This window comes from Cohnella terricola (assembly GCF_007786475.1).
GTDB classification, from domain to species: Bacteria; Bacillota; Bacilli; order Paenibacillales; family Paenibacillaceae; genus Cohnella; species Cohnella terricola.
This window is the reverse complement of the sequence record NZ_VNJJ01000017.1, coordinates 13,086-35,824: the sequence shown is the minus strand read 5'-3', so window position 1 is coordinate 35,824 and position 22,739 is coordinate 13,086. Positions and strand designations below refer to the sequence as shown.

26 protein-coding genes and 1 pseudogene are annotated in these 22,739 nt (G+C 43.4%); 1 reads left to right on the top strand and 26 read right to left on the bottom strand.

The features are described 5' to 3' along the window. Window positions 1-110: 110 nt before the first annotated feature. The 15 genes from FPZ45_RS21375 to FPZ45_RS21305 form a co-directional block, all read right to left on the bottom strand. Window positions 111-920, bottom strand: a complete 810-nt coding sequence (locus FPZ45_RS21375; RefSeq protein ID WP_144706321.1) for a class I SAM-dependent methyltransferase — start codon at window positions 918-920, stop codon at window positions 111-113. A gap of 141 nt (window positions 921-1,061) precedes the next feature. After that, window positions 1,062-1,496, bottom strand: a complete 435-nt coding sequence (locus FPZ45_RS21370; protein WP_144706319.1) for a hypothetical protein — start codon at window positions 1,494-1,496, stop codon at window positions 1,062-1,064. Window positions 1,497-1,643: 147 nt separating this feature from the next. Further along, window positions 1,644-2,108: a hypothetical protein gene (locus tag FPZ45_RS21365; RefSeq protein WP_144706317.1), complete on the bottom strand. Its 465-nt coding sequence runs from the start codon at window positions 2,106-2,108 to the stop codon at window positions 1,644-1,646. A 205-nt stretch (window positions 2,109-2,313) separates the two neighbouring features. After that, window positions 2,314-2,970 (bottom strand): carboxylesterase family protein, encoded by a 657-nt coding sequence (locus FPZ45_RS21360; protein ID WP_186438501.1) that lies wholly within the window; start codon window positions 2,968-2,970, stop codon window positions 2,314-2,316. A 136-nt stretch (window positions 2,971-3,106) separates the two neighbouring features. Then, the gene (locus FPZ45_RS21355) at window positions 3,107-3,571 is read right to left on the bottom strand and encodes a GyrI-like domain-containing protein (protein WP_144706313.1); all 465 of its coding nucleotides are present in this window, start codon (window positions 3,569-3,571) and stop codon (window positions 3,107-3,109) included. Between the two features lie 136 nt (window positions 3,572-3,707). Beyond that, the gene (locus FPZ45_RS21350; RefSeq protein ID WP_144706311.1) at window positions 3,708-4,166 is read right to left on the bottom strand and encodes a GyrI-like domain-containing protein; all 459 of its coding nucleotides are present in this window, start codon (window positions 4,164-4,166) and stop codon (window positions 3,708-3,710) included. A 352-nt stretch (window positions 4,167-4,518) separates the two neighbouring features. After that, complete coding sequence (locus tag FPZ45_RS21345; RefSeq protein ID WP_144706309.1) at window positions 4,519-5,514, bottom strand: aldo/keto reductase; 996 nt, start codon at window positions 5,512-5,514, stop codon at window positions 4,519-4,521. A gap of 37 nt (window positions 5,515-5,551) precedes the next feature. Further along, window positions 5,552-6,493 (bottom strand): shikimate dehydrogenase family protein, encoded by a 942-nt coding sequence (locus tag FPZ45_RS21340; RefSeq protein ID WP_144706307.1) that lies wholly within the window; start codon window positions 6,491-6,493, stop codon window positions 5,552-5,554. 56 nt (window positions 6,494-6,549) lie between these two features. Then, a complete protein-coding gene (locus FPZ45_RS21335; protein WP_144706305.1) occupies window positions 6,550-7,524 on the bottom strand; it encodes an ABC transporter permease in 975 nt (324 codons plus the stop codon). A 23-nt stretch (window positions 7,525-7,547) separates the two neighbouring features. Next, window positions 7,548-9,038 (bottom strand): sugar ABC transporter ATP-binding protein, encoded by a 1,491-nt coding sequence (locus tag FPZ45_RS21330; protein WP_144706303.1) that lies wholly within the window; start codon window positions 9,036-9,038, stop codon window positions 7,548-7,550. A 70-nt stretch (window positions 9,039-9,108) separates the two neighbouring features. Next, complete coding sequence (locus FPZ45_RS21325) at window positions 9,109-10,161, bottom strand: ABC transporter substrate-binding protein (RefSeq protein WP_222430801.1); 1,053 nt, start codon at window positions 10,159-10,161, stop codon at window positions 9,109-9,111. Between the two features lie 83 nt (window positions 10,162-10,244). Continuing rightward, window positions 10,245-11,168 (bottom strand): phosphoglycerate dehydrogenase, encoded by a 924-nt coding sequence (locus FPZ45_RS21320; protein ID WP_186438500.1) that lies wholly within the window; start codon window positions 11,166-11,168, stop codon window positions 10,245-10,247. A gap of 61 nt (window positions 11,169-11,229) precedes the next feature. Then, window positions 11,230-11,823 carry a glucose-6-phosphate isomerase gene (locus FPZ45_RS21315; protein ID WP_144706299.1) on the bottom strand — a complete coding sequence of 198 codons (594 nt, stop codon included), beginning with the start codon at window positions 11,821-11,823 and terminating at the stop codon, window positions 11,230-11,232. A gap of 53 nt (window positions 11,824-11,876) precedes the next feature. Further along, window positions 11,877-13,403 (bottom strand): xylulokinase, encoded by a 1,527-nt coding sequence (gene xylB / locus FPZ45_RS21310; RefSeq protein ID WP_144706297.1) that lies wholly within the window; start codon window positions 13,401-13,403, stop codon window positions 11,877-11,879. 29 nt (window positions 13,404-13,432) lie between these two features. Further along, window positions 13,433-14,185 (bottom strand): GntR family transcriptional regulator, encoded by a 753-nt coding sequence (locus FPZ45_RS21305; protein ID WP_144706295.1) that lies wholly within the window; start codon window positions 14,183-14,185, stop codon window positions 13,433-13,435. A gap of 311 nt (window positions 14,186-14,496) precedes the next feature. On the opposite strand from FPZ45_RS21305, the gene FPZ45_RS21300 reads away from it, so the two are divergent. Then, a complete protein-coding gene (locus FPZ45_RS21300) occupies window positions 14,497-15,246 on the top strand; it encodes a DeoR/GlpR family DNA-binding transcription regulator (RefSeq protein ID WP_144706293.1) in 750 nt (249 codons plus the stop codon). Window positions 15,247-15,270: 24 nt separating this feature from the next. Here FPZ45_RS21300 and hxlB read toward each other — a convergent pair whose 3' ends face one another. The 11 genes and pseudogenes from hxlB to FPZ45_RS21240 all read right to left on the bottom strand — a co-directional run bounded on the left by hxlB (window position 15,271) and on the right by FPZ45_RS21240 (window position 22,502). After that, window positions 15,271-15,828 carry a 6-phospho-3-hexuloisomerase gene (gene hxlB / locus FPZ45_RS21295; RefSeq protein WP_144706291.1) on the bottom strand — a complete coding sequence of 186 codons (558 nt, stop codon included), beginning with the start codon at window positions 15,826-15,828 and terminating at the stop codon, window positions 15,271-15,273. Then, the gene (gene hxlA / locus FPZ45_RS21290) at window positions 15,825-16,478 is read right to left on the bottom strand and encodes a 3-hexulose-6-phosphate synthase (RefSeq protein ID WP_222430800.1); all 654 of its coding nucleotides are present in this window, start codon (window positions 16,476-16,478) and stop codon (window positions 15,825-15,827) included. The genes hxlB and hxlA overlap by 4 nt, the downstream gene beginning before the upstream one ends. Before the next feature lie 189 nt (window positions 16,479-16,667). Then, on the bottom strand, window positions 16,668-17,174 hold the full coding sequence (locus FPZ45_RS21285) for a DinB family protein (RefSeq protein ID WP_144706289.1): 507 nt from the start codon (window positions 17,172-17,174) through the stop codon (window positions 16,668-16,670). A gap of 97 nt (window positions 17,175-17,271) precedes the next feature. Continuing rightward, entirely contained in the window at window positions 17,272-18,093 is an 822-nt protein-coding gene (locus FPZ45_RS21280) for a YwqG family protein (protein ID WP_186438499.1), read from the bottom strand. Between the two features lie 287 nt (window positions 18,094-18,380). Beyond that, window positions 18,381-18,800: a VOC family protein gene (locus FPZ45_RS21275; protein WP_144706285.1), complete on the bottom strand. Its 420-nt coding sequence runs from the start codon at window positions 18,798-18,800 to the stop codon at window positions 18,381-18,383. 316 nt (window positions 18,801-19,116) lie between these two features. Then, window positions 19,117-19,422 carry a hypothetical protein gene (locus FPZ45_RS21270; protein ID WP_144706283.1) on the bottom strand — a complete coding sequence of 102 codons (306 nt, stop codon included), beginning with the start codon at window positions 19,420-19,422 and terminating at the stop codon, window positions 19,117-19,119. A 262-nt stretch (window positions 19,423-19,684) separates the two neighbouring features. Beyond that, window positions 19,685-20,041: a hypothetical protein gene (locus FPZ45_RS21265; RefSeq protein WP_144706281.1), complete on the bottom strand. Its 357-nt coding sequence runs from the start codon at window positions 20,039-20,041 to the stop codon at window positions 19,685-19,687. 330 nt (window positions 20,042-20,371) lie between these two features. Beyond that, window positions 20,372-20,668: pseudogene (locus FPZ45_RS25845) on the bottom strand (type II toxin-antitoxin system RelE/ParE family toxin). Then, the gene (locus tag FPZ45_RS21250) at window positions 20,656-20,838 is read right to left on the bottom strand and encodes a hypothetical protein (RefSeq protein ID WP_144706275.1); all 183 of its coding nucleotides are present in this window, start codon (window positions 20,836-20,838) and stop codon (window positions 20,656-20,658) included. Before FPZ45_RS21250 ends, FPZ45_RS25845 begins: the two are co-directional and overlap by 13 nt. A 305-nt stretch (window positions 20,839-21,143) precedes the next feature. Next, entirely contained in the window at window positions 21,144-21,557 is a 414-nt protein-coding gene (locus FPZ45_RS21245; RefSeq protein WP_246120538.1) for a DUF3024 domain-containing protein, read from the bottom strand. Window positions 21,558-21,773: 216 nt separating this feature from the next. Then, window positions 21,774-22,502: an ATP-grasp domain-containing protein gene (locus FPZ45_RS21240; RefSeq protein ID WP_144706273.1), complete on the bottom strand. Its 729-nt coding sequence runs from the start codon at window positions 22,500-22,502 to the stop codon at window positions 21,774-21,776. Window positions 22,503-22,739: the final 237 nt, after the last annotated feature.

Here is a 22,739-nt window from a genome sequence, read left to right as displayed (position 1 = left end):
TCCAACTTCTGTCCGGACCGAGGGGCAACGCCCCGATGCGTGAATATGGTGTTAATGCCTTCCTCGATTCATCTAAAGATCTTTATCTAAATTGCGCTTTGACATCAGATTTATAGTTTTCTTGCCTTAATCACGAAAGTTACAGGAAACATCTTTGCTCTCTTTGCCATATCACCATCATCTTCACTCGATTGAATAATCTCATCATCAGTCTGCTCAATCATTTGCTCTACTACAAATCCCGCTTTCGCCAATGCGTTCACATAGGTTGATAGCTTACGGTCCGCTAATAATAGTTCACCTTCAACAGCTACCGGATACCAAGCTTCATCGAAATAACTCTTCTTAAAAACAAACCTACCATTATCTTCAGTAACACATCTGTGTATAGGATGAGACCAACTGAAGATAAATACACCGTCTTTTTTAAGGTAAGAAGCGATCCGGCAAAAAGTACCCTCAAGATTGGTTGTCCAACCGATGGCATAAATCGAATAAACATAGTCAAAGTAATCCTCCGGTATGCCGCATTCTTCTTCCATGGGTGAACAGATCAACTTTGCCGAAACACCGGATGACTCCAAATGCTGCGCTGCCTTTTCGATTTGTTTTTCTGAAATATCAATAGCCCATAGTTCAGATGCGTTGCGCTCCGCTTGATATTGCAAGGATTGACCGTTGCCACAGCCTATCTCCAATAACTTTTTCCCTGAAATATCACCAAAGAGCTTGTATTTTTCTTCTGAGACAAACGCTCCATAATAAGGAAGTACGATTGCTCTTAAGAAGTCATTGCCTTTTGTATCCCAATAGAAGCTGTTTGTCTTATGAATAACATTCTTATCCACGTCTTCTGAAATAGCGATGCCAACTTCGCAAGCGCCAATAATACTTGATCTATTTACAGACTTCTTTTCCATGAAGGCACCTACTCCAGATATGTTTTAGTAGTTTCAAACCAAACCTATATATGCCTCTTCGAAGTCTCTTTCTAACTTCGCGCCGAAGCAGCTTGTCTGCCAAAGCGTGAGTATGGTGACATCAGAAATTCAGGACCCTCATTATCCACCCACTGAATCAATTTTTCTTTCTTCCCCATTTTTAAAAATCTGTATTTTATCGAATTCTTTAATTCTCCCGATTTTAAATATTCTAATTCCCCGTAATCTATTATCATCGTAATTGTTAGTCCCCAGCTCTTCAATATTAATAATCAGTTTACGATCAGCTATCTCAGACGAGATAGAATTTAGAAATTTTGCTTCTTCTCCCTGCAGGACACTTGAATATTTCACAATCAAATATTGATCTTTATTAACTGGCGAAAATAAGAAAAGTCCTGTACTATCCTGGATATTCTTTACAAAAGTTTGAGCGTCTTTATTTATTTCTTGAATGTTTACTTCCTCAATTAAATAATCGGGGCTTTTATTACATCCACTTAAACAAAATACAATTACTAATAGAAGTAGATTAATAGTTTTTCCCATCTTCATTGGATCTACTCTCGCTCCCCTATGTGTTCGGCTGATTCCGCTTCTCTGCTACTGCCAATTACTTCTTAGAAATCACATCTGACTCCTGCCGGACCGAGGGCCAAATAGCCCGAAGCATGAGCATTGTGTTAGGTGAAATACCAATTTTCATCGATTAACTCGACTCAAAATTTCTTTGTAAATTCTATCTGATCCCTCATTAACTTGTTTCATTGTTGGTCCTGTTCCATGTTGTGCTACTAAGAAATCGCCATTAAGAATTTCTTTTGACGTTTTAATTCTTATCCAATTAGTATTAAAGTAATCGTTAATAGAGTTTGGATGTTTATAGCGTTCAATTGATGTTATCTCATTAAAATCGATTTCAAAATGTAGATCGTTCTGTAAGTTATAGTAGCCTTTAAAAAAACCGTTTTGAGGCTTATTTGCATTATAGAGAATACTTCTTTCTTCAACATTTAATATGCCTCTTGAAAAGTACACAATGGGCACGAATGAAAAAAGTGCTCTAACTTTAGGCAACTTAGTTGTTCTTAATTTTGAAGAATCTTTTGCTACTGAAATAAATGAATCGAGGTGTTGAATTGAACTAATCCAGGTTAAATTATTCACGAATTATTCTCCTGTCTTTATCAGCTCTATTGGTATTCACCTAACGTTCTTGTATTCACGACGCGACCCAGCCCTAGATAACTCCTATCTTAGGCTGGGTCGTGTGTTGTCTGAGCTTTTTCCATGATTATTGATCGCACATCCGACGTAGCCCCGATGCGAGAACACGTTGTTATCCGAAACCTATGAATCCCTCGAGTTACTTTCAATCAGTCTTTTTATTCATCTCTAACCAACTGTATAGTTCCGGATTTGTAAACGTTTCTTTCATTACATTGTGACTGTGATCAAAATCAGAGTACCGAGTAAACTTGATATCACCATCAATTCTCTTTATCGCATTGACCATAGATTCTGAATAAGATACTGGAACAACATCGTCCTTTTCTCCATGAAATACCCAAATAGGAATGTGAGTTAAATTTTGTGCTTCATTGCTCTCATACCATCCTGCTATTGGTACAGCGGCAGCAAATAAACCTCTCGTCTTTGCCGCAAGATCCCATACGCCATTACCACCCATACTGAATCCGGTTAAGTAAATTCGACTTTGATCTACTCTATACTCTCTAATAAGTCTATTTACTAATTCAACAAGAATTAAATGATTTTCTGGCCAAAACGTATTAATAGGACATTGCGGTGTTATAACTATGTAATTGAATCCAGGGTCTTGTTCTGCAATTTGCATTAATCCATAGCCATCCAATAAACTAAGATCATTTCCGCGTCTCTTAATTCCATGTAAAAAGAGAATCAAGGGGAAAAATTCATTTTTATTTCCTACATAACCATTAGGCAAAAACAGCTTATACCCCATTTCTTGAATATCACTTTTGAACAAATGGTTTGTCGTTGGCATAACCATTCACCTCGCTAATTCCATCGCTTAGAATTCGGATAACATTCATGTGTTCACGACGTTTCACCACCTTAAACCCGAAAGGCTACGATGAGTGAATACGGTGATAGCTAGAATAACTGCATTCCTGAGCAACTTATATTTTTGTTTCTACTATTGGTATGTAAATATCCGCATTGTTGAAGTGTTGTTCTTCTCCAAATCTAAATACTTCTAATGCTAAAGATTTGATATTGTTTTCAATACCTTTTTCTTTTAAGTATTCCTGGCTAATTGCATATGGATCTTGATCCGATGATCTTACCTTGATGTATCTTTGACGAGGCACTTCAAATCCAATCATTCCTTTGGGAACATCACCAATCCCTTCTACTTCCATGCAGTAAATATATGTGAACAGTATATCGTTAGCAAAATGAGGGCAAACATATTCTTGTTCATTAATAATCCCTTTAATTTCATTTTTCCTTTCAAGAAAAAGTTGGTTTGCTTCTTTCATTCTTTCTGAATCAAATTTTTGGAATACATTGGTCACCGGAACTCCGATAAAATACTTCGCTTCTAACGTAACAATTTCAATTTGTGAAATCTGCATCATCATCTCTCCCCTATTTGTTGATTAATCTCATGCCATTGTTTCAGCTAACGTTCATGTGTTCACGATGTCCCACCGAATGCCCCAATGTGTGAATATAGTGTTATAGAATGTCAAAACCACTCAGAAAAACTCTCAGATTCTAAATAATTGTGTCATACAAGTCTATTTCAATATCGACTTTTTCCATATGTCCCCATTCATCAGAAATTTCCAAATGCCAGGATCTTTGTAATCTTTCAAATTTATTTTCTTTTATCCATTTATGTAGCTTTTCATACGTGTTTCTGATTTCATGATTGGGTCCCTTATGCCTTATAACTGCATACTTTTGTTTAGGAACTACTAAATAAACCATTCCTTCAGGAACTTTATTAATCTCTTTTACCTCAATACATACCCAGTAACCATCCTCTTCTTCGGAGAAATCACCAACAACAAATGCCCCAACAAGTCTTGTTGGGTTTACAACGTCATTTATCTCGTTTAGTCGTTCCTTAAGTTTAAAAGACGCCTTTGGGATTTCATTGACATATTGATCACCAGGACAAACGACTCTTATTCCTACTAGCTTCTTTTCATTGAGTTCAACTATCCTCACAGAACCAACTCTTTCTTTATTTGTTTTTTTTGTCTTTATTGCTATCCGTTGATTTTCTATAACGTTCTTACATTCACGACATCATCAATCCCACTTAGTCGTCGAATCCGCTTCTTCTTTAATTTTAGAATTCATATAAATATATATAAATCCTCCTATAATGGATAACGCACCTTCATCTTTGCTCCATCCTTTATTTTTTGCACTTTGGAATACCCTCACCCTCTCATTTTATCAAAATGCCCCAACATTTGGAAAACAAAAAAAGAGGCCATCCCCTATCATTTAGATAAGAAAAGCCTCGCGATTCTTTATCGCCACGATAATATATGTATCAATGGCATCCTTTACATTAATGTTCCAAATCCGATCTCAGTTCCACAATATCGTTCAAATGCGCAAACTGCTGATCAGTTAACCGCCATTCGGATGCCTTCGCGTTCGCGCGGATTTGTTCGGGCGTTTGTGCGCCGCAAATGACCGACGTTACCTCGTTCCGATGCAGCAGCCAGTTAATCGCCACTTCATTCATGGGTCTGCCGATCGACTCTGCACTATAACGCGTCAAGCTTTCAATCAGCTTGTAGTATTGCGTAAACCGATCTCCCCGTAGCTTAGGGTTGTTATTCCGAACATCCTGCTCACTGAAATTCCCTTCCGGTTCAAACCTTCCCGAGAGCAGACCCTGGAATAAAGGACTATACGGGAAAAATGCCTGCCCATGCTCTTTACAATACGGCAATATTTCCGCTTCCGTCCGATAAGTTAGCGATATGGCGTGATAAGTGGAAGGATTGCGTTCGATCATATTGTATAAACTTTGCTGCGAAGCAATGGGGCCATACCGATTCGCTTCTTCATTCAAGGAAATGCTGTAATTTGAAGCGCCAATATATCGTATTTTCCCTTGTTCCTTAAGCTGCACTAACATATCCATCGTTTCTTCGATCGGCGTTAATGGATCCGGCCAATGCATCTGATACAGATCGATATAGTCGGTTTGCAGCCTGCAGAGACTAGCCTCGATTTCATCTCGAATGCTGGCTCCAGACAGATCGATCCGGTCCCGTTTCGCATCGTCCCAGACAAGCCCGCACTTGGAAGCGATAACGACTGAGTCCCTGCTCCTTCCGGCCAATGCTTCCCCGAGCACCCTCTCCGCCTGTCCGAAGCCGTAGATCGGCGCCACATCAAAAAACTGAATGCCCGCATCAAGCGCCTCGTGGATTGTCGCAATCGATGAGCGTTTGTCGTAACCGTCCCAGACAGAGTCCCCGGAAAAGGCCCAACACCCTAGTCCGACTTCCGAAAACTTTAAATCCATCGAAGCAACCTGCCTATAACGCATAACGTTTTTCCCTCCAAGCTACATCATTCAATTTGTCTCATTTCAAAGCAATCTCCGATAACCGTATGATCTTCTTCGGATCGATCGAAATATGAAATACTTCAGCGATGACTTGAGTCCAACCATGAATAAAGTAAATCCATCCGTCGTGAATGCGCAGATTGCGCTCTTCTTTTTGCTGCTGCGCTTGTTCCATGAACAGCAAATCTCCCCGATAGTTCAACTCCCAGACGAGACAGTCGAGCGGGAATACAGCAGCTTTCGTTACCGGCGAGCCCGGCCTGTCTTTGCCAAGACCCGTCGCGTTGATCGCAAGCGAGTGAGGACGCAATCCGCTTAAGATCAAGTCATTATCCCCTTCGTTTTCCGCTAGCCTATATTCGAACGCCACATTGGCGTGATTGATGGCTCCTATCATTTGGGACATATGATTCAATCGTTCCCGATTTCGGTCGCTGACGAAAATTTTCGACGGTTTGTTCGCTCCGTGGATCTCCTTGATCAAGTAGGATGCGATGGCAATGGCGCTACCACCTGCACCCATAATAAACGCCTCGCCATGATGCCTGCTCCAATATTGATTCGGGATAAAGTCCTCCATCGCCAATCCGCTGGAGATCGGGTCCTTGGCATATCCCTCCAGCCTACCGTCCCTTTTCGATATGCTCGACATTTCGCCGAATGCCTTCGCGTAGGGATCCAGATAATCGAACAGATCGTGCGCCGCTTCATAAACTTTCAGCTTATGCGTCGTGACGAGCGCTCCCAGGGAAAGTTCATCGTTTTTAATAAATTGAACGACTTCCCTGTAGATTTCCGGCGCTGAGTCTAATTCGATATCGATGCCTTTGATGACAGCTTTTTCAAGCCCAAGCGCTTCCGCCCACCTCGGAAAAATATCCATAATCGCGGATTGTCCGGTCGTCACACCGATAAAATAAAACGTCGGCTGTATGGCTTTTTCCATTATCTTTCTCATGTTCTCTTCTCCACCTTTTTGACAGCTAACGTTCATGCTTGAAAACGATCTATCGATTATTTCACCCGTTTACGAAGTTGATCGAAGAATACAACGATAATAAGAAGCGTGCCAACGGCAATCTGCAGCCAGAATGCCTCGATGCCAAGCAAATTCCCCGCATTGCGCAGCGTCGTCATAATAAACGAACCGATGACAGTGCCGATTATGCTGCCCTGCGCGCCGAACAAGCTAGCTCCCCCAATGACGGCGGAGGCGATTGCATCCAATTCGTAGCCTGTACCGGCTGTCGGGATGCCACTTGCCAATCGGGCGGTTAGCAAAAAGCCGGCAACCGCAGATAGAAGACCTGAAACCATATACGCCCCATATGTCGTTGCCCGCACATTCACGCCCGACAGCCGAGCGGAGTCTTCGCTGCTGCCAATCGCGAACAGATTTCTTCCGAAGACCGTATACTTAATGATGATCGCAGCAATGATCGCAATGAATAGAAGGAAGTACAGGAGTACAGGTATGCCAAGAAAGGACGACTCAGAGATTTTGGATATGCTTTTCGGTACGTTGCTGATCAACTTGCCTTCGCTCTGAAGCAACGTCGCTCCCCGTAATATGGTCATCATACCGAGCGTAGCGATGAACGGCGTAATTTTCGCATCGTGAACGATAATGCCATTGACAATCCCAACGGCGGCGCCAACAAGTAGGGAGATCAGAATCGTCGGTATGACGGGCATTCCCGCAACTAATAGCTTGGCAGAGATAATACTCGCCAACCCAACGGTCGAGCCAACCGATAAGTCGATCCCTCTGGTAATAATAACGAACGTTTGGGCAATCGCCACAATCGCAATAATCGAAGTTTGTCTGCCTAGATTGGATAAGTTCTCAAAGGACAAAAAACGCGGTTCGAACATAAAGACGATCAGCCACATCAATACCATAATTAGCGGCAGTGTAAACTTAGACAGCTTTTTTTTCCAGCCGCCCGATTTGTTAGCCTGCAGCAGTGATTCTCCCCTCACACCCATACAAATTCCTCCTATAGTAAAAGTTACTGATAAGCCGCTTTCATGATTTCATCTTCATGAAATCCATCGTTCCGATGAAATTCCTCCGTAATCCGGCCCTTACTCATGACCAGAATGCGATCCGCCACTTCCATAATTTCCGGCAAATAAGACGAGCAATACATGACGGTCTTTCCTTCATCCGCCAGCTTGCGAGAAACACGGAAAATATCTCGTCTCGCCCCAACATCGATCCCTGCCGTCGGTTCGTCCAGCAGTAATACTTTGATTTTCGTGCCGATCCATTTGGCAACGACGATTTTCTGCTGATTACCGCCGCTAAGCCCGTCTATATCTTGTTCAAGAGAACTGAATTTAACGTTAAATCCTTCTACTAGCGCTTGCGCTCTTCGCTTTTCCGCCTTAGGGGCCACCCAACCGGACCTGGCGTAAATCCGTCGGTAAGCCGGCAGATTGGCGTTAATATAAATCGGCATTCGCGGGAGAAACCCTTCCGACTTGCGGTCTTCGGGCACAAAACCAATGCCCTTATTAATGGACGCCTGCGGAGAAGGCGTCGCATACCGCTCACCGCCGAGATAGATTGTACCCGAGTCCGGCTTCATATCGCCGAAAATCCCTTTAAGCATTTCGCTTTTTCCGCCACCTACCAACCCGAACAGTCCAACGACTTCTCCGCCTCGTAATTCGAATGAAATTTGTTGGTAATATGGCTTTCGGCTCAAACCTTCAACCTTCAACAACGTATCTTTGATTGGCGCTTTATAATACAGGTCGCCTTCGGCATGCATGCTACCGGCAATCGCTTCGATCAGAAGATTTTTCGAGACGTCGGCAATAGACTTGGTCCATACTTTGCTGCCATCTCGCAAAACGGTCACTCGGTCGCATATCGTAAATACCTCTTCTAGACGGTGCGATATGTACAGAATGGAGACGCCTTTCTTCGCCAGCGCACGAAGGATTTCGAATAAACGCTGTACATCGTCTTCGGCCAACAGTGCCGTCGGCTCGTCCAGAATGAGCAGCTTTGCGTTTTTGGACAATGCTTTGGCGATTGCAACGATTTCCTGATCCGCCGCTTTCAAATCGCCGACGATCGTGTCCGGATCCATCTCGACGCCGGCTTTGGAGATCGCCTCTTTTGCCAATTGGAGCGCTGCTTTGCGATCGATGAACATCCCCGCTTTTTTCGGCAGATTGCCCATCAGAATGTTTTCCATAATCGAGACGCCGGGGGCCAGCTTCAAATCCTGGTACACGACGGAAATACCCAAGTCCGCTAATTCTTTGACGGGAATCGAAGAAAACGATTTATCCGCGACAAGAATTTCCCCTTCATCCGGTGCGTAAGCGCCAGTCAAAATTTTGATCAACGTGCTCTTCCCCGCACCATTTTCGCCGAGCAAAGCGTGTATTTCGCCCGGTTTAACCTCAAAATCAACGCCCTTTAATGCGACCGTGCCTCTGAATTTTTTCACGATGCCCTTCATTTCAATGAATGCGTCACCCATCCGCGCTCACCTCCTATAAAATGAAGCTCCTTGGAAAGAGCTGTCTCCTCCCAAGGAGTCCGAACGGTTATTATCTTTTTTCAGGGAACAATAGTTTCTGAATTTCATCTGTGTCAAAGTTCGCTTGCGTCACGGCCGTTGCACCCGTATCCACTTCTTTAGCCACTTCCTTGCCTTCTAGCGAGTCAATGACGCTCAAGACGCCCTTATAACCCATGCCGTACGGATCTTGTACGACCAACGCATAGATCGCGCCGGATTTCAATGCATTGATTTCTTCGTTATCCGCATCGTAAGCAACAACCGGTACTTTACCGCTCAGATTACGTTCGGTAATTGCTCTGGCAACGCCCACGCCCGTAGAGTTGTTGTCCGCGAAAAATCCCAGTACGTTCGGGTCTTTCGTCAAAATATCTTCCGCCGCGCCGAGCGCTTTCATGATGTCGGCATCCGTGTAGCGAGTCTCAAGCGGCTTGATGTCCGGCGCGATTTCCTTCAAACGTTCTATGAAACCTTCATTCCGGTTAATCAACACCTGTACGCCTGCCATGGAGCTGATAATACCTATGGTGCCTTTTAATTCTTTGCCCTGTCCCTTCAATGCTTCAACGAACATGTCGGCAGCCAATGCGCCGCCCTTCTTGTTGTCAGTCGCCAGGAAGCTAGTAAATTGGTCAGTATTTACACGGTTATCGACTAGCACAACCGGAATGTTCTGCCCCATTGCTTTCTCGATTGCCGGTATGCTTGCGTCCGAGCTTGTCGAGGCAATGACGATGCCGTCCGGCTTTTTGGAAATGACATTTTCCAGAATCGATATTTGCTGATCGATATCTTTTTCTGATGGCGGTCCGTACGTTTTTACTTTTATTTTGCCTCCGGAATCTGCCGCGGCGCCCTCCGCCCCTTTAAGAACCGTTTGCCAGAAATCGGAATCCGTCGCTTTCACAATAACGTCAATGTTATAAGTTTTGGATGAATTTCCTTCGGATGACGTTTTGCTCGGCGAATTACTTGGCGCTTCGCTTGTGCTTGCCGTATTACTGTTCGTAGAACAACCCACAACGATCATTACGGATAACAATAGGACAAACGCCGATGTGAACCCTTTTCTTCTAAACACAGAAATCAATCCCCTCTCAAATTTTCATGTGAAATCTATCTGTAACGGTTTCCCGGTACATTCGCAACAAAATGTAAGGGCTTTCATTTATGGGAGTAAAAACGCATAATTTGCTCCGTAGACTGTTCCGTCATCCTTTTAATCGCTTCCACGCTAGCCGAAGCATTGTGCGGAGTCAGAATGACATTGTTCAGTTTCCGCAACGGAGATGCGATAGGCGGCTCGACCTGAAACACGTCCAGTGCAGCACCAGCTATGCGATTGCGGGATAGAGCCTCGAAGAGCGCATCTTCATCCACGATACCGCCCCTTGCCGTATTGATAAGGAGCGTTTCTTCCTTCATCCATTCCAATTCCTTGGCCCCGATTAAATGACGCGTGTCCGGCGTCAGTGCCAGGTGAACGCTAATGACGTCACTAGAGCGAATTACCGTTTCAAAATCTGCGAACATAACACCATGCTCATTGGCAAATTTATGGTCGGGATATAGATCGTAAGCGAGTACTTGCATATTGAACCCTTTGGCTCTTCTCGCCAAGGCCTTCCCGATTGAACCGAGACCGAGAATCCCGATCGTCTTGCTCCATATTTCACGACCGACCGCTTTCTTCCACTTGCCATCCATGAGATCGGCGTGACTGCCTGGTATATTTCTTGCCAATGATAGGATAAGTCCGAATGCGTAGTCGGCAACGGCTTCCGTATTGACGCCCGGCGTATTGAATACGGAAATTCCTCTTTCCTTAGCGTAATCCACGGCGATGTTGTCCACGCCGACGCCGTATTTGGCAATCACCTTCAAAGTCGGCGAACGCTCTAGCACATGTCGCGAGACAACGTCCGTGCCGACCAACAAAGCGTCCGCTTCCGCTAACAATTCGGCCAACCGCTCTTCAGGCAGCGGCCCCGGCTCTGCAATGACCTCGAAACCGGCGTCCTTCCAATCTTTCCATATGTCCGGCGAATAAACGCCATACGAACGCGGAGTGATGACGACATTCGGCATCGCTCTTCTCCCCCTATTCATGTCGCCTCGGAACTTGATCGTTCAACGAGCGCCAACACGCTTATTCTCCTATCTCGTTTTCTTTTCTATAGCTCGGATTGGCTACAAGCGCATATTTCTCAGCCTGTTCCATGACCGCCTTCACGAAGCCTTCCGTCTCGATTAGTCCGTAATCATGACCGGCATCGCCCGGATACGCCGCGAAGAACACGAATGTCTCGTCGCCGGTATTTACCGTCCGATGGGCCCAGTACGGAGGGACGTACGCAATGGTTCCGGGTTCCATCTCAAGCGAGCTGAATTCTCCTTCTTTCGTCTGCATGATCAGCAAACCTTTTCCTTTCAAGCAAAAATAAATCTCGGCGCGATTGATGATTTCGTGATAGTGTCCCTTTGTCATAAAAAATTCGCTGCCGACTTTGCCGGGATAGAGAATCGTTGTACAGTGCTGAATATGTTCCTCGTTCTCTGGCACCTCAACGTTGTATACCTCGTAAATAAGCGGGTTGTCATTCAACAGAGCCTGTACCGCTTCGCTGTCTTGGTACATGCTCGACATGTCCGACAGCCGTCGAGAAATCAATTTTCCTTGGGGATTCAAGGCACCACTATCAAATTCGTACATCGTTGAAAAAGGCTGAAAAATCTTAGTCATAAGTTCTCCCTCAATATCCATTTTGATTTTCTAAACATGTTGATTAGCGCGACCTATAACTTCGCTAGCTTTCCGTATACCGGTACAAGCTGCATGTACGCCTCCTCGAACACGTCATACATTTGCCGGTAGATCGGATAATTTGTCTTGTCTGGCGCAATAGCTTCTTTTTGGCGGACCCATTGTTTGGCGGCAGAAAAGTCTTTTAACAATCCGACGCCAACGCCCCCCGCGACCGCGGCGCCCATGGACGGCGCTTCTTCCAGCAATGCGGGAACAGTAATCTCGACCTCGTAAATATCGGCCAGAATCTGCCGCCAAAGCTTACCCTTTGCACCGCCGCCCAACACCCACATGCGATCGATCGGAATGCCCTCGCGCTGGAAAGTGTCAAGTACGATTTTCAAATTAAAAGCAACACCTTCCATGACAGCCCTCGCCATGTCTCCCCGGGAATGCTTGATATGCATGCCGACGAAAGCGCCTCTCGCGTTGGGGTTCCATCTAGGTGAACGTTCTCCCATCAAATAGGGCAAATAAATTAATTTATTGGCTCCCGGCTGCGAGGCCGCAGCTTCCTCGTTCATCAGATCGTAGACAGACGTTTGCACTTGTTTGGCGGACAAATGCTCTTGCGCGTACAACTGATCCCGCAACCATTGATACGAAGCACCCGCCGCTTGCATAGTGCCGTTCGGCGAGTATTTGGTCGGATCGACATGCGCCCATGTATACGTTTTCATTTCTTTGTCAAAAACAGGCGCATCCGTAGCAACGGCAATCCAGGATGATGATCCAATGTAATTGAATGCATCGCCATTCGATACGACGCCAACTCCCGCCGCTGCGCAACAGCCGTCTCCGCCTCCGATAACTACCGGCGTGCCTGCGTCCAATCCCGTTTCTTCTGCAGCACGTCTCGTTACTTCCCCTGCCACATGCGTGGAAGGGTAGGGGACGGGCAGTTTATCGGCATCCAGCCCCCAAGCGTCTATGATTTCTTCGGACCATCTTTTGCCGACAAGATCGAACAGATTTGTCCCCGATGCATCCGAGTAATCGGTAGCGAATTCGCCCGTTAATTTGTACACCAGGTAGTCTTTTGCATGAAGCATCTTGTACGTTTGCTTATAAATATCAGGCTCATGCGCTTGGATCCACTTGAATTTGGCGCCCGAGTACGAAGAGCTGGCCCGGTGTCCGGTTGTCCGATACACCTTCTCCATACCTATTTTATCAAGTAACTGCTCCGCTTCCTGCTCTGCGCGCATATCCGCCCAAATGAGCGCATCCCTAAGCACTTCGCCCTGCCGGTTCACCAAGACACAGCCCATCATCTGACCGCTAAACGTGACACAGGCGATTCGATTTGGCAGTACTCCGGTTTTTCGAAGCAGTTCTTTCGAGGAAACACAGACCGCTTTCCACCAATCGTGCGGATTTTGTTCCGCCCAACCGACTTCGGGGAAGCTGGTGTCATAACCGTAGAAAGTGCTTCCCAATGCTTCGCCCTCTTCGTTATACAGCGAGGCTTTATTCCCTGTCGTGCCAATGTCATGTGCAAGTATAAGTGTTTTCATTACGGGTTTCACCTCCTTCCTTACGTCTCTTATTTGCGATACTTTAATGTAACGGTAAAACTATTGTTGTCGCCACGGTAACGGGCAATCGAATACTCGAATGGCCGGTCGCCTTCCAAGTAGGCCGTCGTCTTGATCAATTGAACGGCAGCCTTCGGATCTACCTGCAGCCATTCAACATCCTCTTTGTGAACGTTGATCGATTCCAGAACCCGCGTGACATAACTTATTTGATTGCCATACTTATTTTCGATGAGATCATACAGAGAAGCTGAGCTGAAGTCCTCCTTCTCCAACCCCGGAGCGATTTGAAGCGGAATGTAACTCGTTACAACAACCAAAGGCTGACCATCTGCGTACCTGACTCGTTTCAAACAAACGAGTTCATTGCAATCTTCTCCGAAAATATCGATCAACACGGGGTCTTCCGCCTTAACGACTTCTAAAGAAATCACTTTCGTGGACGGAACCATACCTTTTAATTCCATTTCTTTCGAAAAGCTCAGCAGGCTTTCCAGAAACCACTGATCTACTTTCGGCTTCGACACGAAGGTGCCTCGGCCTTTCTCCCGCATCAGCAAACCTTCGGCAACCAACTCATTAATCGCTTGCCTGACCGTCGGTCTGCTGATTTGGCATACTTCCACCAATTCTCTCTCCGAAGGAATCAGATCCCCTTGGATTAATCCGCCATTTTCAATTTCGGTCTTAATAATTGATTTCAGTTGATAGTACAAGGGAAGCGGACTTTCCTTCTGCAACTTTATTTTCTCCAACATCATCCCACACCTCTGCGAATTAAAATCCCTCTCTCCTATTATAACGACAGATTCGACAATGAAAATGAAGTGAAGGCTTTCATTTTATCCGAATGATGTAAGGATGTCTATACCACTGCTGATATGCTAATCTCTTCCTGTCCCTATTCTAACCACCTTGCAAAATGTTTGTCAAGATGTCTTTACCACTTATTCTTTACATTTTTATCTTACTGTCCGGCTAAGGCCGGAATGCATTGACCTGTCTTGCAGCGATCGGATATAATTCTGTCGACTCGCATTATAATCTTTGCTGTCGAGAGGTTATGGATCCTATGTTAAGAGAAGAAAGACATCAGCTCATTCTGCATTGGCTGCGAAACGAACAAAAAGTCGTTGCTACAGATCTCATCCATCGGCTCCAAGTGTCGGAAGACACCGTGCGAAGAGATTTGCGGGAATTGGATAAAGCCGGTTTGCTGCGTCGCGTTCATGGAGGCGCGCTGCTGATCGGACCTCCGCTCGTCGACTTCGACGAACGGCGGAACGTCGCTGCCTCTACGAAGACATTGCTGGCCAAGAAAGCTTTGCAGCTTGTGCACAACGGACAGGTCATTCTGATCGACGGCGGAACGACGAATGTCCAATTCGCGCTGCACCTGCCGTTAGACTTGCATGCGACGGTCATCACGAACAGTCCTCCGATTACCGACGCGCTAAAGTCGCATCCGCATATAGACGTTATTTTGCTTGGCGGACAATTGTATAAACATTCTATGGTCACGCTGGGCGCCAGCACGATGGAATCTCTAAATGATATAAAAGTCGATCTTTACGTGCTTGGCGTTTATCATTTACATCCTCAGACCGGGATCAGCTACCCAAACCAAGAAGAAGCGCTAGTTAAACGTAAAATGATTTCCGTTGCAACCGAAGTCGCCGCTCTAGCGACGTCCGATAAATTAAGCTCAGTCTCCTCGTTTATCGCAGCTCCCGCAAGCGCTCTGACATACTTGATCACGGAAGAGCAGATTGAATCGAACCTTGTGGATCCGTACTTGCAGCTGCATATAACGGTTCTTTAGCCGGCACTACATCAGCAAGCTACGCTATTCCAGATTAGCATGACGAGCAAACATTTGCCCTTCGTCTTTATTTTTCGCAACCATCCCTTGCATAACGAGCCAATCCAAATATAGAAGCAATACCTGCTCAAACAATGATCCCATCGGCTGTACGGATACGGATGCCGCCTTCTGCTCGGATTTCGGTGTCGAAGCCGCAATTTCGACGATATGGTCGGCTATTCGTCCAATCGGCGACTCCGGATAAATTGTGATTAATGCCACGCCAGCTTGATACTTTTTCGCTCTCTCCGCCATATGAACAAGACTGCCGGTTGCTCCTGAGCCAGATCCTACGATTAACAGATCCCCTTGCGAAATATTGGGGGTTGTCGTCTCCCCGACCACATACACGTTTAATCCCAAATGCATCATTCTCATCGCAAATGCTCGCATCATTAATCCGGAACGCCCCGCTCCCGCGACGAACACTCGGTCGGCTTTAAGAATGGACTGCATCAATATCTCGGTTTGTTCCTTGCGAATCAAGGCGAATACACGTTGTAGTTCGGAGAATATTTGGTTGATATCGGGGGATGTCATATTGTTTGACCCCCTTCAAGGAATTGGTGCAATGCTCCGCGAATCGCTTTGGCTGTCTCAGATGGTTGTTTCGCCGCCGTGATCTGCGAACCAACGACGATGATATCAGGTCTACAGGCCGCAATAGGCGCCATATTGTGCAAACCGATTCCGCCAGCCACGACAAGCGGCATCGTTGTCTGTGCAGACAATTCTCGCAGCGCCGACAACGGATCTCCGCCTTGCGACTGTTCATCATACCCGCTGTGCACGCCAAGATAATGCACGCCTAGCTCAACCATTTCACTAGCCCTTCTCAGCTTGTCTTTCATACCGATGAGATCTACGATAACTTTCTTCTGCCGTTTCTCCGCTGCTAAGACCGCATTCCGAATTGTTATGTCGCTTGCAGCTGCCAGCACGGTAACCATATCGGCCCCCGCATCGAAAGCCAGATTTGCTTCCAAGTCACCGGCATCCATCGTTTTCATATCGGCCAGAATCCATTTATCCGGCACAGCGGCTTTCATTTTCGCGACCGCTCTCATCCCCTCCGCTTTAATTAATGGCGTGCCTACTTCGACTACATCAAACCACGGATTGACTTTCTCCAACATGGCAGCGGCTTGCTGACTGTCCGTAAAATCGAGCGCTAATTGCAATTTGATCATACCGTTACCCTCCTCATGGAAATAAATATACATAATGGCATTCGTCGGTCTACAACCTAAAATACACGCAAAATAAATTAATTTCAATTAATTTCGTGCAAAAACGAGTTATACTCTTATGAAATCACTAAAAAGGCCATCCCCGTTATAGGAATAGCCTCGCGATTTTCTTCGGAATATTCAGCTCATTTACTTAAGTCTATCTATAATTTCATTTATTTGTTTAATATGCCTTTGTTCATGCAAGTAAAGTGATTTAACCCATTCAATTAATAACATCTCTTTAAAGGCGGGGTGTATAAAATGTCTTTTACTCAGCACTGCCGGGTCTGCTAATGTATTTAATAGTTCATTTAACTTCTGTCTTGAATTGTTTAGTTTCTCAATGATCTCTTGATATTCTAAAATTTCATCCGTTGGTTTAGCAATGTCAGGAGCTTCTAACTTATGACTTCTATCAAGTAGAATTTCTACTGGTTTATTTTCTATAAATGAATCTTCGCTGCTCTTTAATCCTTTCTTTATCGCTACGACATATAATTCTTCTGTCTTATATAGGTGTTGACAAACCTGACTAATACTCCAACTGTTTATGTCTTTCTGTTTGTTTAATTGATCCCCACTCAATCCAGTAAGAATTCCAAATAATTCGTCTCTGGTCTCTTTTAATTTTTGATTGATATCTTGAAGTTCCATAGAAAACTCCCTTTCTTTTATATTTTGCGGATAATTCCTATAGCGCAGTTGTGTTCACGGCGTTGATCTCCCTTAAGCCCGAAGATTAAAATACCAACTAAGTTCCGACTCGACTTGTCATAACGTTCTCGAAATCCAGATTTATTAAATCTTCTTTATCAATAAAGAAATATAAAAGACCTGATGAATCCCACTCCATTCCTATATCGCTATTAGAATCAGCTTGAAACAATAACGTTTCACTTGATAGATAACCACCAAATTGTAAAGGATCTATGTATCCAAGAAATCTAAAGCCTATTCCTAGACTATGTTTATCTAAGAAAGCCGGGCTAAACTTAGACCAATACATTTCGAGGCTCTCATTATCAAGGATTATCCTATTTTCTTGTAGATAATCGGAATCTGGTATCGTTAACTCAACATTAAACTTTATCGAACAATTCTTAAAAACTTGGACCTCTCTTAATTCTTTTGGTGCAGTAACTCTTTGTAACTGTGAAGTTGTTGGGTAATATAGAACCTTTCCATTCTTATATTGATCAACATCAAATTCTGGGTCTTCATACCATATATCAGAATCATAAACATAAAAGAAATATATAATGCCTTCTCTTGGATATTTCTCGTTAAAAGACTCCATTGGTAATTCACTCAAGTTAATTTGAGCTAAAAAGGACATTGGTATGTCTCGCCAATGCGGCCAAGAAAATGATGCAGGTAAATCGGGACTCCCACCAATTTTACTTTTGCCAATCTCAATGTTATGTTCTTCTGTTGGGACTGGTGTTAAAACAATTCCTGGTTCAATCAACGGCTTGAAAAGATCCCAATAACCCCCTAATCCAGAATCCGTAAACAACTCTTTAATATCATCATAATTTGCTGGACCAATGTATGTGGGCGATGCGTCTGGCATGTCAGGTTCATTCTCAGAATTATATTTACAACTTGTTACAATAAAAATTAAGGCAATGAAACAAAACATTATTCGTGTTGGAGTATTAATAATCTCTTACTTCCTTTCTTTGTAAGTCATATAACGTTGTCGTATTCACGACTTCCATCCCCGTAAGCCCGAAGGGCGGCCGCGAGTTCACTCCTATCGTATCCGCTTCTGCTCCGGTCCGGACGGAGGGCCGAATGGCCCGATGCGTGAATATGGTGATAGATGAAGTTGTTGCCTTCTGGAGCTTCCCATATCGATTATTCAATTCCTCTGTACTGCGGCATGTAAAGGTCTGGAAACTCATTAACTTCTATTAAGTTCGAATCTGGATCTCTAATTAAAAAATCTCTAAATGGTCCATTCTCACCTAAACCGTATTCATTGATTTCCGACACATTAATTCCTTTAACTTTCAATTGGTTGTGAAATGATATAAAATTGCTTGTCTTAAAACTAATAACTGGCGATTCCTCTTGATCTTCTGTAATAAATTTTAACGACTGTGATGTTTTTATTTTTTTCAAGAATAATAATGGCCCACTAGGCAATTTAAGATTTGCAGAACTTTCTTCCACCCATATTAATTGATAAGCAAAAACGTCAACATACCAATCTACTGATCTCTTAATATCTGTTGAAGGAATATAGATTTGAACAACTTCATTAATGAATTCCAATTTTGCCCTCCTGAATTGAGTAGTATATTTCGCTTTGCAACTATTTCATTTAACGTTTTTGTGATCAAGGGCCGAATTGCCCGCAACGCGAATATGGTGTTATCTGAAGTAATCACCATCATGAATTCTTATTCAATAGTACTTTTACTTATCCGGCTGATCCAGCTTCCTCGATACTGAAATGCCTCTCTGAACACACTCCAAACTCCTGCCGGACCAAGGGTGAATACCCGATGCGTGAATATGGTGTATGTGAAGTTGATGTCTTCTTCGAATATACTGAAAAAATGTTTATGATCGTACATGTATTGCTTTTTTATCTTAGATCCATCATTTCTCCTATTGCTTTAAACAGGTTTGTTTCATCAGTTAATGTCTTTTTCATCTGTACTCCACACTTTTCACTACAAAGAGCAAATATCCCATCTTGTCCTTGTTTCTTTGCTTCCGAGTTATCCGCGACAATAATTAACGGAACGCTTGTATTCCTAGATGCTAGAAAAATTGATTGGATTGTCCCTTGAGCTTGTTTAAAAGCTACTTCATTTTTGAATTTTACGCCCAAGCCCAAGCATTCATTGTTTTCTTTGATTTTCTTCATACACCAAGAACAACGAAGCATATTGTTAATTCCTCCGCTTTCTGATTTTATTGTATTACTGCACTTACATCATTTTCAGATACCGTTAATGTATTCACGACGTCAAACTCCCTCAAGCCCGAAAGACTGGCCGCGACGCTGTTAGGGAGTTGGATGTGTCCGGCTGCTACCCACTTCCTCAAAAGCCCTCGGCCTGATCGAGGGCCGAATGGCCCTTAAAGCGCGAATATGGTGTTATACGAAGTCCTTGTCCTCATGAACTGCTACCAAACTAATGGAACTTTTAATGACAATAGAATAACACCAGAAAAGGAATTCCTTTTTCGCTTTCCCAAAGTTCAACAAAAAAGCAATATCCATTAGGGAAATCATCTAAATACGCTTCATCGTCAAGGAATATATTATTTTCGTACTTTGTATTCCAATCAGCCTTAACATCATTTATCGATAATCGCTCTAATTCGCATTTTTGTCCTGTTTGATAGTTACAGATAAATATTTCTTCTACTTCACCATTAAAAATCATTTGTCCAAGTTCCTGTAAAGAAGGATATTCAGCGTAAATTTTACTTGAAACTATTTTTTCATCGTTATAAATCCGTTTTTTTTCTTTGTCAATGAAATAGCCTTTTCTTATCACGCAGTTCAACCCTTTTTGTTTTAGTTCAAATAAGAATGAAGATACGTAGAAATTCCTTGATATTATGTTTTGTACTTTCATTACTTCGGCAATCTATAAACAGAAACCAAGAAAGGTATACTTGGGTGCCGCACCTTAATTCGCCTTAAAATTTATACTCTTACAAGGATTTCGTATAACGTTCTTGTGTTCACGACGTCCCAGCGACTTAAGCCACGAAGTGGCGGCCGCGATGCGGTTAGGGTGTTGGATGTGTCCGACTGACTTCGCTTCGCTATCAAATAATCCCTTAAATAAAAAATAACACCATGCCTGAACTTTCACATGATGTCATTTAAACTCTTGTTTGATAAGCCTTCTAGATTGATGTAAAAATGTTACAACCTCAATTTGTTCCGTTTGAATTCTATAAATAATCCTATAGCTTTTGTATAGCTTCTCTCTTATCTGCTCATTCATAAATTCCGGCACTTTTCAACCCTTAAGCGGGAAATTACTAATCGCTGTGGTTTCAATTATAAGTTCATTTACGAACAAACTTGCGGCTTCGATGGAGTCTTCTTTGATGTATTCATAAATAAGCTCAAGATCTTTAAGAGATCTTGGTGACCAAATTAATTCATCCATGACCTGATTTTCCCCAGAGCTTCAGTGTGACTAATCCCTTTACCTGTATCCAATTCATGAATTCCTTCTTCGATCCTTGCTCGAGCATATAGTTTATATAGAGTTTCTTCTACAGTTACATTATCCGGAAGATCCTGAATGATTTTGATCAATTCGTCTTTCACGCTCATGAGATCACTCCATTGATATCCTTATGTTATTATAATACACAACTTTTAAACACGTTAGTCCATTTCATGATTTTGATCTTGCCTCGTATTTCATATAACGTTATTGTGTTCACGATGTCCCACCTACTTAAGGCGACGAATGTCGCCGGACGCGATGCGCTTAGTCGTTGCAATGTGTCCGGCTGATCCCGCTTCACGCTGCTGAAAATTGCAACTTCGAATCCTCATCTGACTCCTGACGGACCGAAGGCCGAATGGCCCGATGCGTGAACATGGTGTTATTAGAAGTCATTGCCCTCTTCGAATCAGCCCCAAAATAATCCTCTGTTATCTTTATCTACGATTTTCAATTGTTTTTCAAAATCTTCATCTGGAATAATGTCTTCAACAAAATGCCAGTTATTCTTACTATCTCTCCAATATACTTTCCATTTGTTTTGATCTAATCGAAATTGGGCTATATCTATTTCTACCCATTGATCACTCATGAAGGCCGGTCGTTCTTCAATTAGAGTAATATTATTACCTCTGAATTTGTAGTTAAGTCTGATTTGATTACGAATATGCGTTGGAATTTTCTCTTCTACGTAATCAGTCATTAATTTTTCAAGTCTCTTTTTAGTGAATGCGTCTAACATCTGCACACCTCGTAAATGTAAATAATATGGATTATAATATTTTGCCCTTGCAATGATATCTGATAACGTTGTTGTATTCACGACGTCCCACCGACTTAAGGCGACGAATGTCGCCGGGTGCGATGCGCTTAGTCGGTGCGGATGTATCCGGCTGATCCCGCTTCACTGCTGCTGAAAATTGCAACTTCGAATCCTCATCTAACTCCTGCCGGACCGAGGGGCGAATGCCCCGATGCGTGAACATGGTGTTATACGACGTCTCTGACTTCTCCGAATCAACTACTTACCCTTTTTGACTTAAAAATCACATTCATCTATTGTTTTTGTCAATTCTGACCACCTGGCAGATAATAATTTTGCATAGTCAAGAGAATTTAGACCATAATGTCCTAGTGCATATCCATCATTAATTTCAATTAGAAGAGTCTCACCCTTATCAGTTAACCCAATGTCTACCGAATATCCATTTGGAGCAGTTTTGAACTGATTGACGATATCTTGAACAATTCGGGGATCAAAATGATTCCGCCAATCTCCACGATACCTACGAACATCCAAAATGTTTCCGTATCTTACGAAGCATCTCCACTCTGCTACTAACTTTACTACTTCAGAACAAAAGATTTCAGGATCTTCACCATATGTCCCACAGCCCACTAAGTCTTTTGTACTTCTCACTACAGTTCCCGTAAATTTCTTATCTTCTACTGGCTTGACAAATACATTCCAGTTCTCCGGATTATTAGCAACGATGCTGAGTCTGGACTTCCAGACTTTTCTTCCCAAATATGAAGTTAGCTCCTCAGGATAATCAAGCTCTGGGGCGACAATTTCGTAATGGCGAAGTATATTTCTAACGTCGTCCACATAACCAACAACGATATCCTCCTTCTGATGTTTAGGCAGTTCATTAATATCTTGAAAATAGCATATTTCAAACCCCATCTGTTTAAAGCCATCGTAAGCAGCATAAAAATTATGGTTTGCTATTTCATTGTCTATTCCTTTTCTGAAATATACCTTCATGGTACGCCCCTCCAAGAATCTCAACTTATATATTAAAGATTATTACGAATCATCTGCACTACAAGCACTTCAGAGATGTAGTATAACGTTCTTATATTCGCGACGTCCAACTCCCTTAAGCCCGAAGGGCGGCCGCGATGCGGTTAGGGAGTTGGATGTGTCCGGCTGATTCTGCTTCCCTGTATCTGAGTTCCCTCCAATCGATTTCTCTTCAACATCTGCCGGACCGAGGGTCGA

Bases quoted from the DNA above. Each gene is read 5' to 3' on its own strand.
- FPZ45_RS21315 (WP_144706299.1), bottom strand. From the start codon at position 11,823: ATGACTAAGATTTTTCAGCCTTTTTCAACGATGTACGAATTTGATAGT.
- FPZ45_RS21240 (WP_144706273.1), bottom strand. From the start codon at position 22,502: ATGAAGGTATATTTCAGAAAAGGAATAGACAATGAAATAGCAAACCAT.
- FPZ45_RS21360 (WP_186438501.1), bottom strand. From the start codon at position 2,970: ATGCCAACGACAAACCATTTGTTCAAAAGTGATATTCAAGAAATGGGG.
- FPZ45_RS21250 (WP_144706275.1), bottom strand. From the start codon at position 20,838: ATGAGCGTGAAAGACGAATTGATCAAAATCATTCAGGATCTTCCGGAT.
- FPZ45_RS21300 (WP_144706293.1), top strand. From the start codon at position 14,497: ATGTTAAGAGAAGAAAGACATCAGCTCATTCTGCATTGGCTGCGAAAC.
- FPZ45_RS21280 (WP_186438499.1), bottom strand. From the start codon at position 18,093: ATGCCAGACGCATCGCCCACATACATTGGTCCAGCAAATTATGATGAT.
- FPZ45_RS21375 (WP_144706321.1), bottom strand. From the start codon at position 920: ATGGAAAAGAAGTCTGTAAATAGATCAAGTATTATTGGCGCTTGCGAA.
- FPZ45_RS21370 (WP_144706319.1), bottom strand. From the start codon at position 1,496: ATGAAGATGGGAAAAACTATTAATCTACTTCTATTAGTAATTGTATTT.
- hxlB (WP_144706291.1), bottom strand. From the start codon at position 15,828: ATGACATCCCCCGATATCAACCAAATATTCTCCGAACTACAACGTGTA.
- FPZ45_RS21270 (WP_144706283.1), bottom strand. From the start codon at position 19,422: ATGCTTCGTTGTTCTTGGTGTATGAAGAAAATCAAAGAAAACAATGAA.
- FPZ45_RS21345 (WP_144706309.1), bottom strand. From the start codon at position 5,514: ATGCGTTATAGGCAGGTTGCTTCGATGGATTTAAAGTTTTCGGAAGTC.
- FPZ45_RS21285 (WP_144706289.1), bottom strand. From the start codon at position 17,174: ATGGAACTTCAAGATATCAATCAAAAATTAAAAGAGACCAGAGACGAA.
- FPZ45_RS21355 (WP_144706313.1), bottom strand. From the start codon at position 3,571: ATGATGATGCAGATTTCACAAATTGAAATTGTTACGTTAGAAGCGAAG.
- hxlA (WP_222430800.1), bottom strand. From the start codon at position 16,478: ATGATCAAATTGCAATTAGCGCTCGATTTTACGGACAGTCAGCAAGCC.
- xylB (WP_144706297.1), bottom strand. From the start codon at position 13,403: ATGAAAACACTTATACTTGCACATGACATTGGCACGACAGGGAATAAA.
- FPZ45_RS21330 (WP_144706303.1), bottom strand. From the start codon at position 9,038: ATGGGTGACGCATTCATTGAAATGAAGGGCATCGTGAAAAAATTCAGA.
- FPZ45_RS21340 (WP_144706307.1), bottom strand. From the start codon at position 6,493: ATGAGAAAGATAATGGAAAAAGCCATACAGCCGACGTTTTATTTTATC.
- FPZ45_RS21320 (WP_186438500.1), bottom strand. From the start codon at position 11,168: ATGCCGAATGTCGTCATCACTCCGCGTTCGTATGGCGTTTATTCGCCG.
- FPZ45_RS21335 (WP_144706305.1), bottom strand. From the start codon at position 7,524: ATGGGTGTGAGGGGAGAATCACTGCTGCAGGCTAACAAATCGGGCGGC.
- FPZ45_RS21305 (WP_144706295.1), bottom strand. From the start codon at position 14,185: ATGATGTTGGAGAAAATAAAGTTGCAGAAGGAAAGTCCGCTTCCCTTG.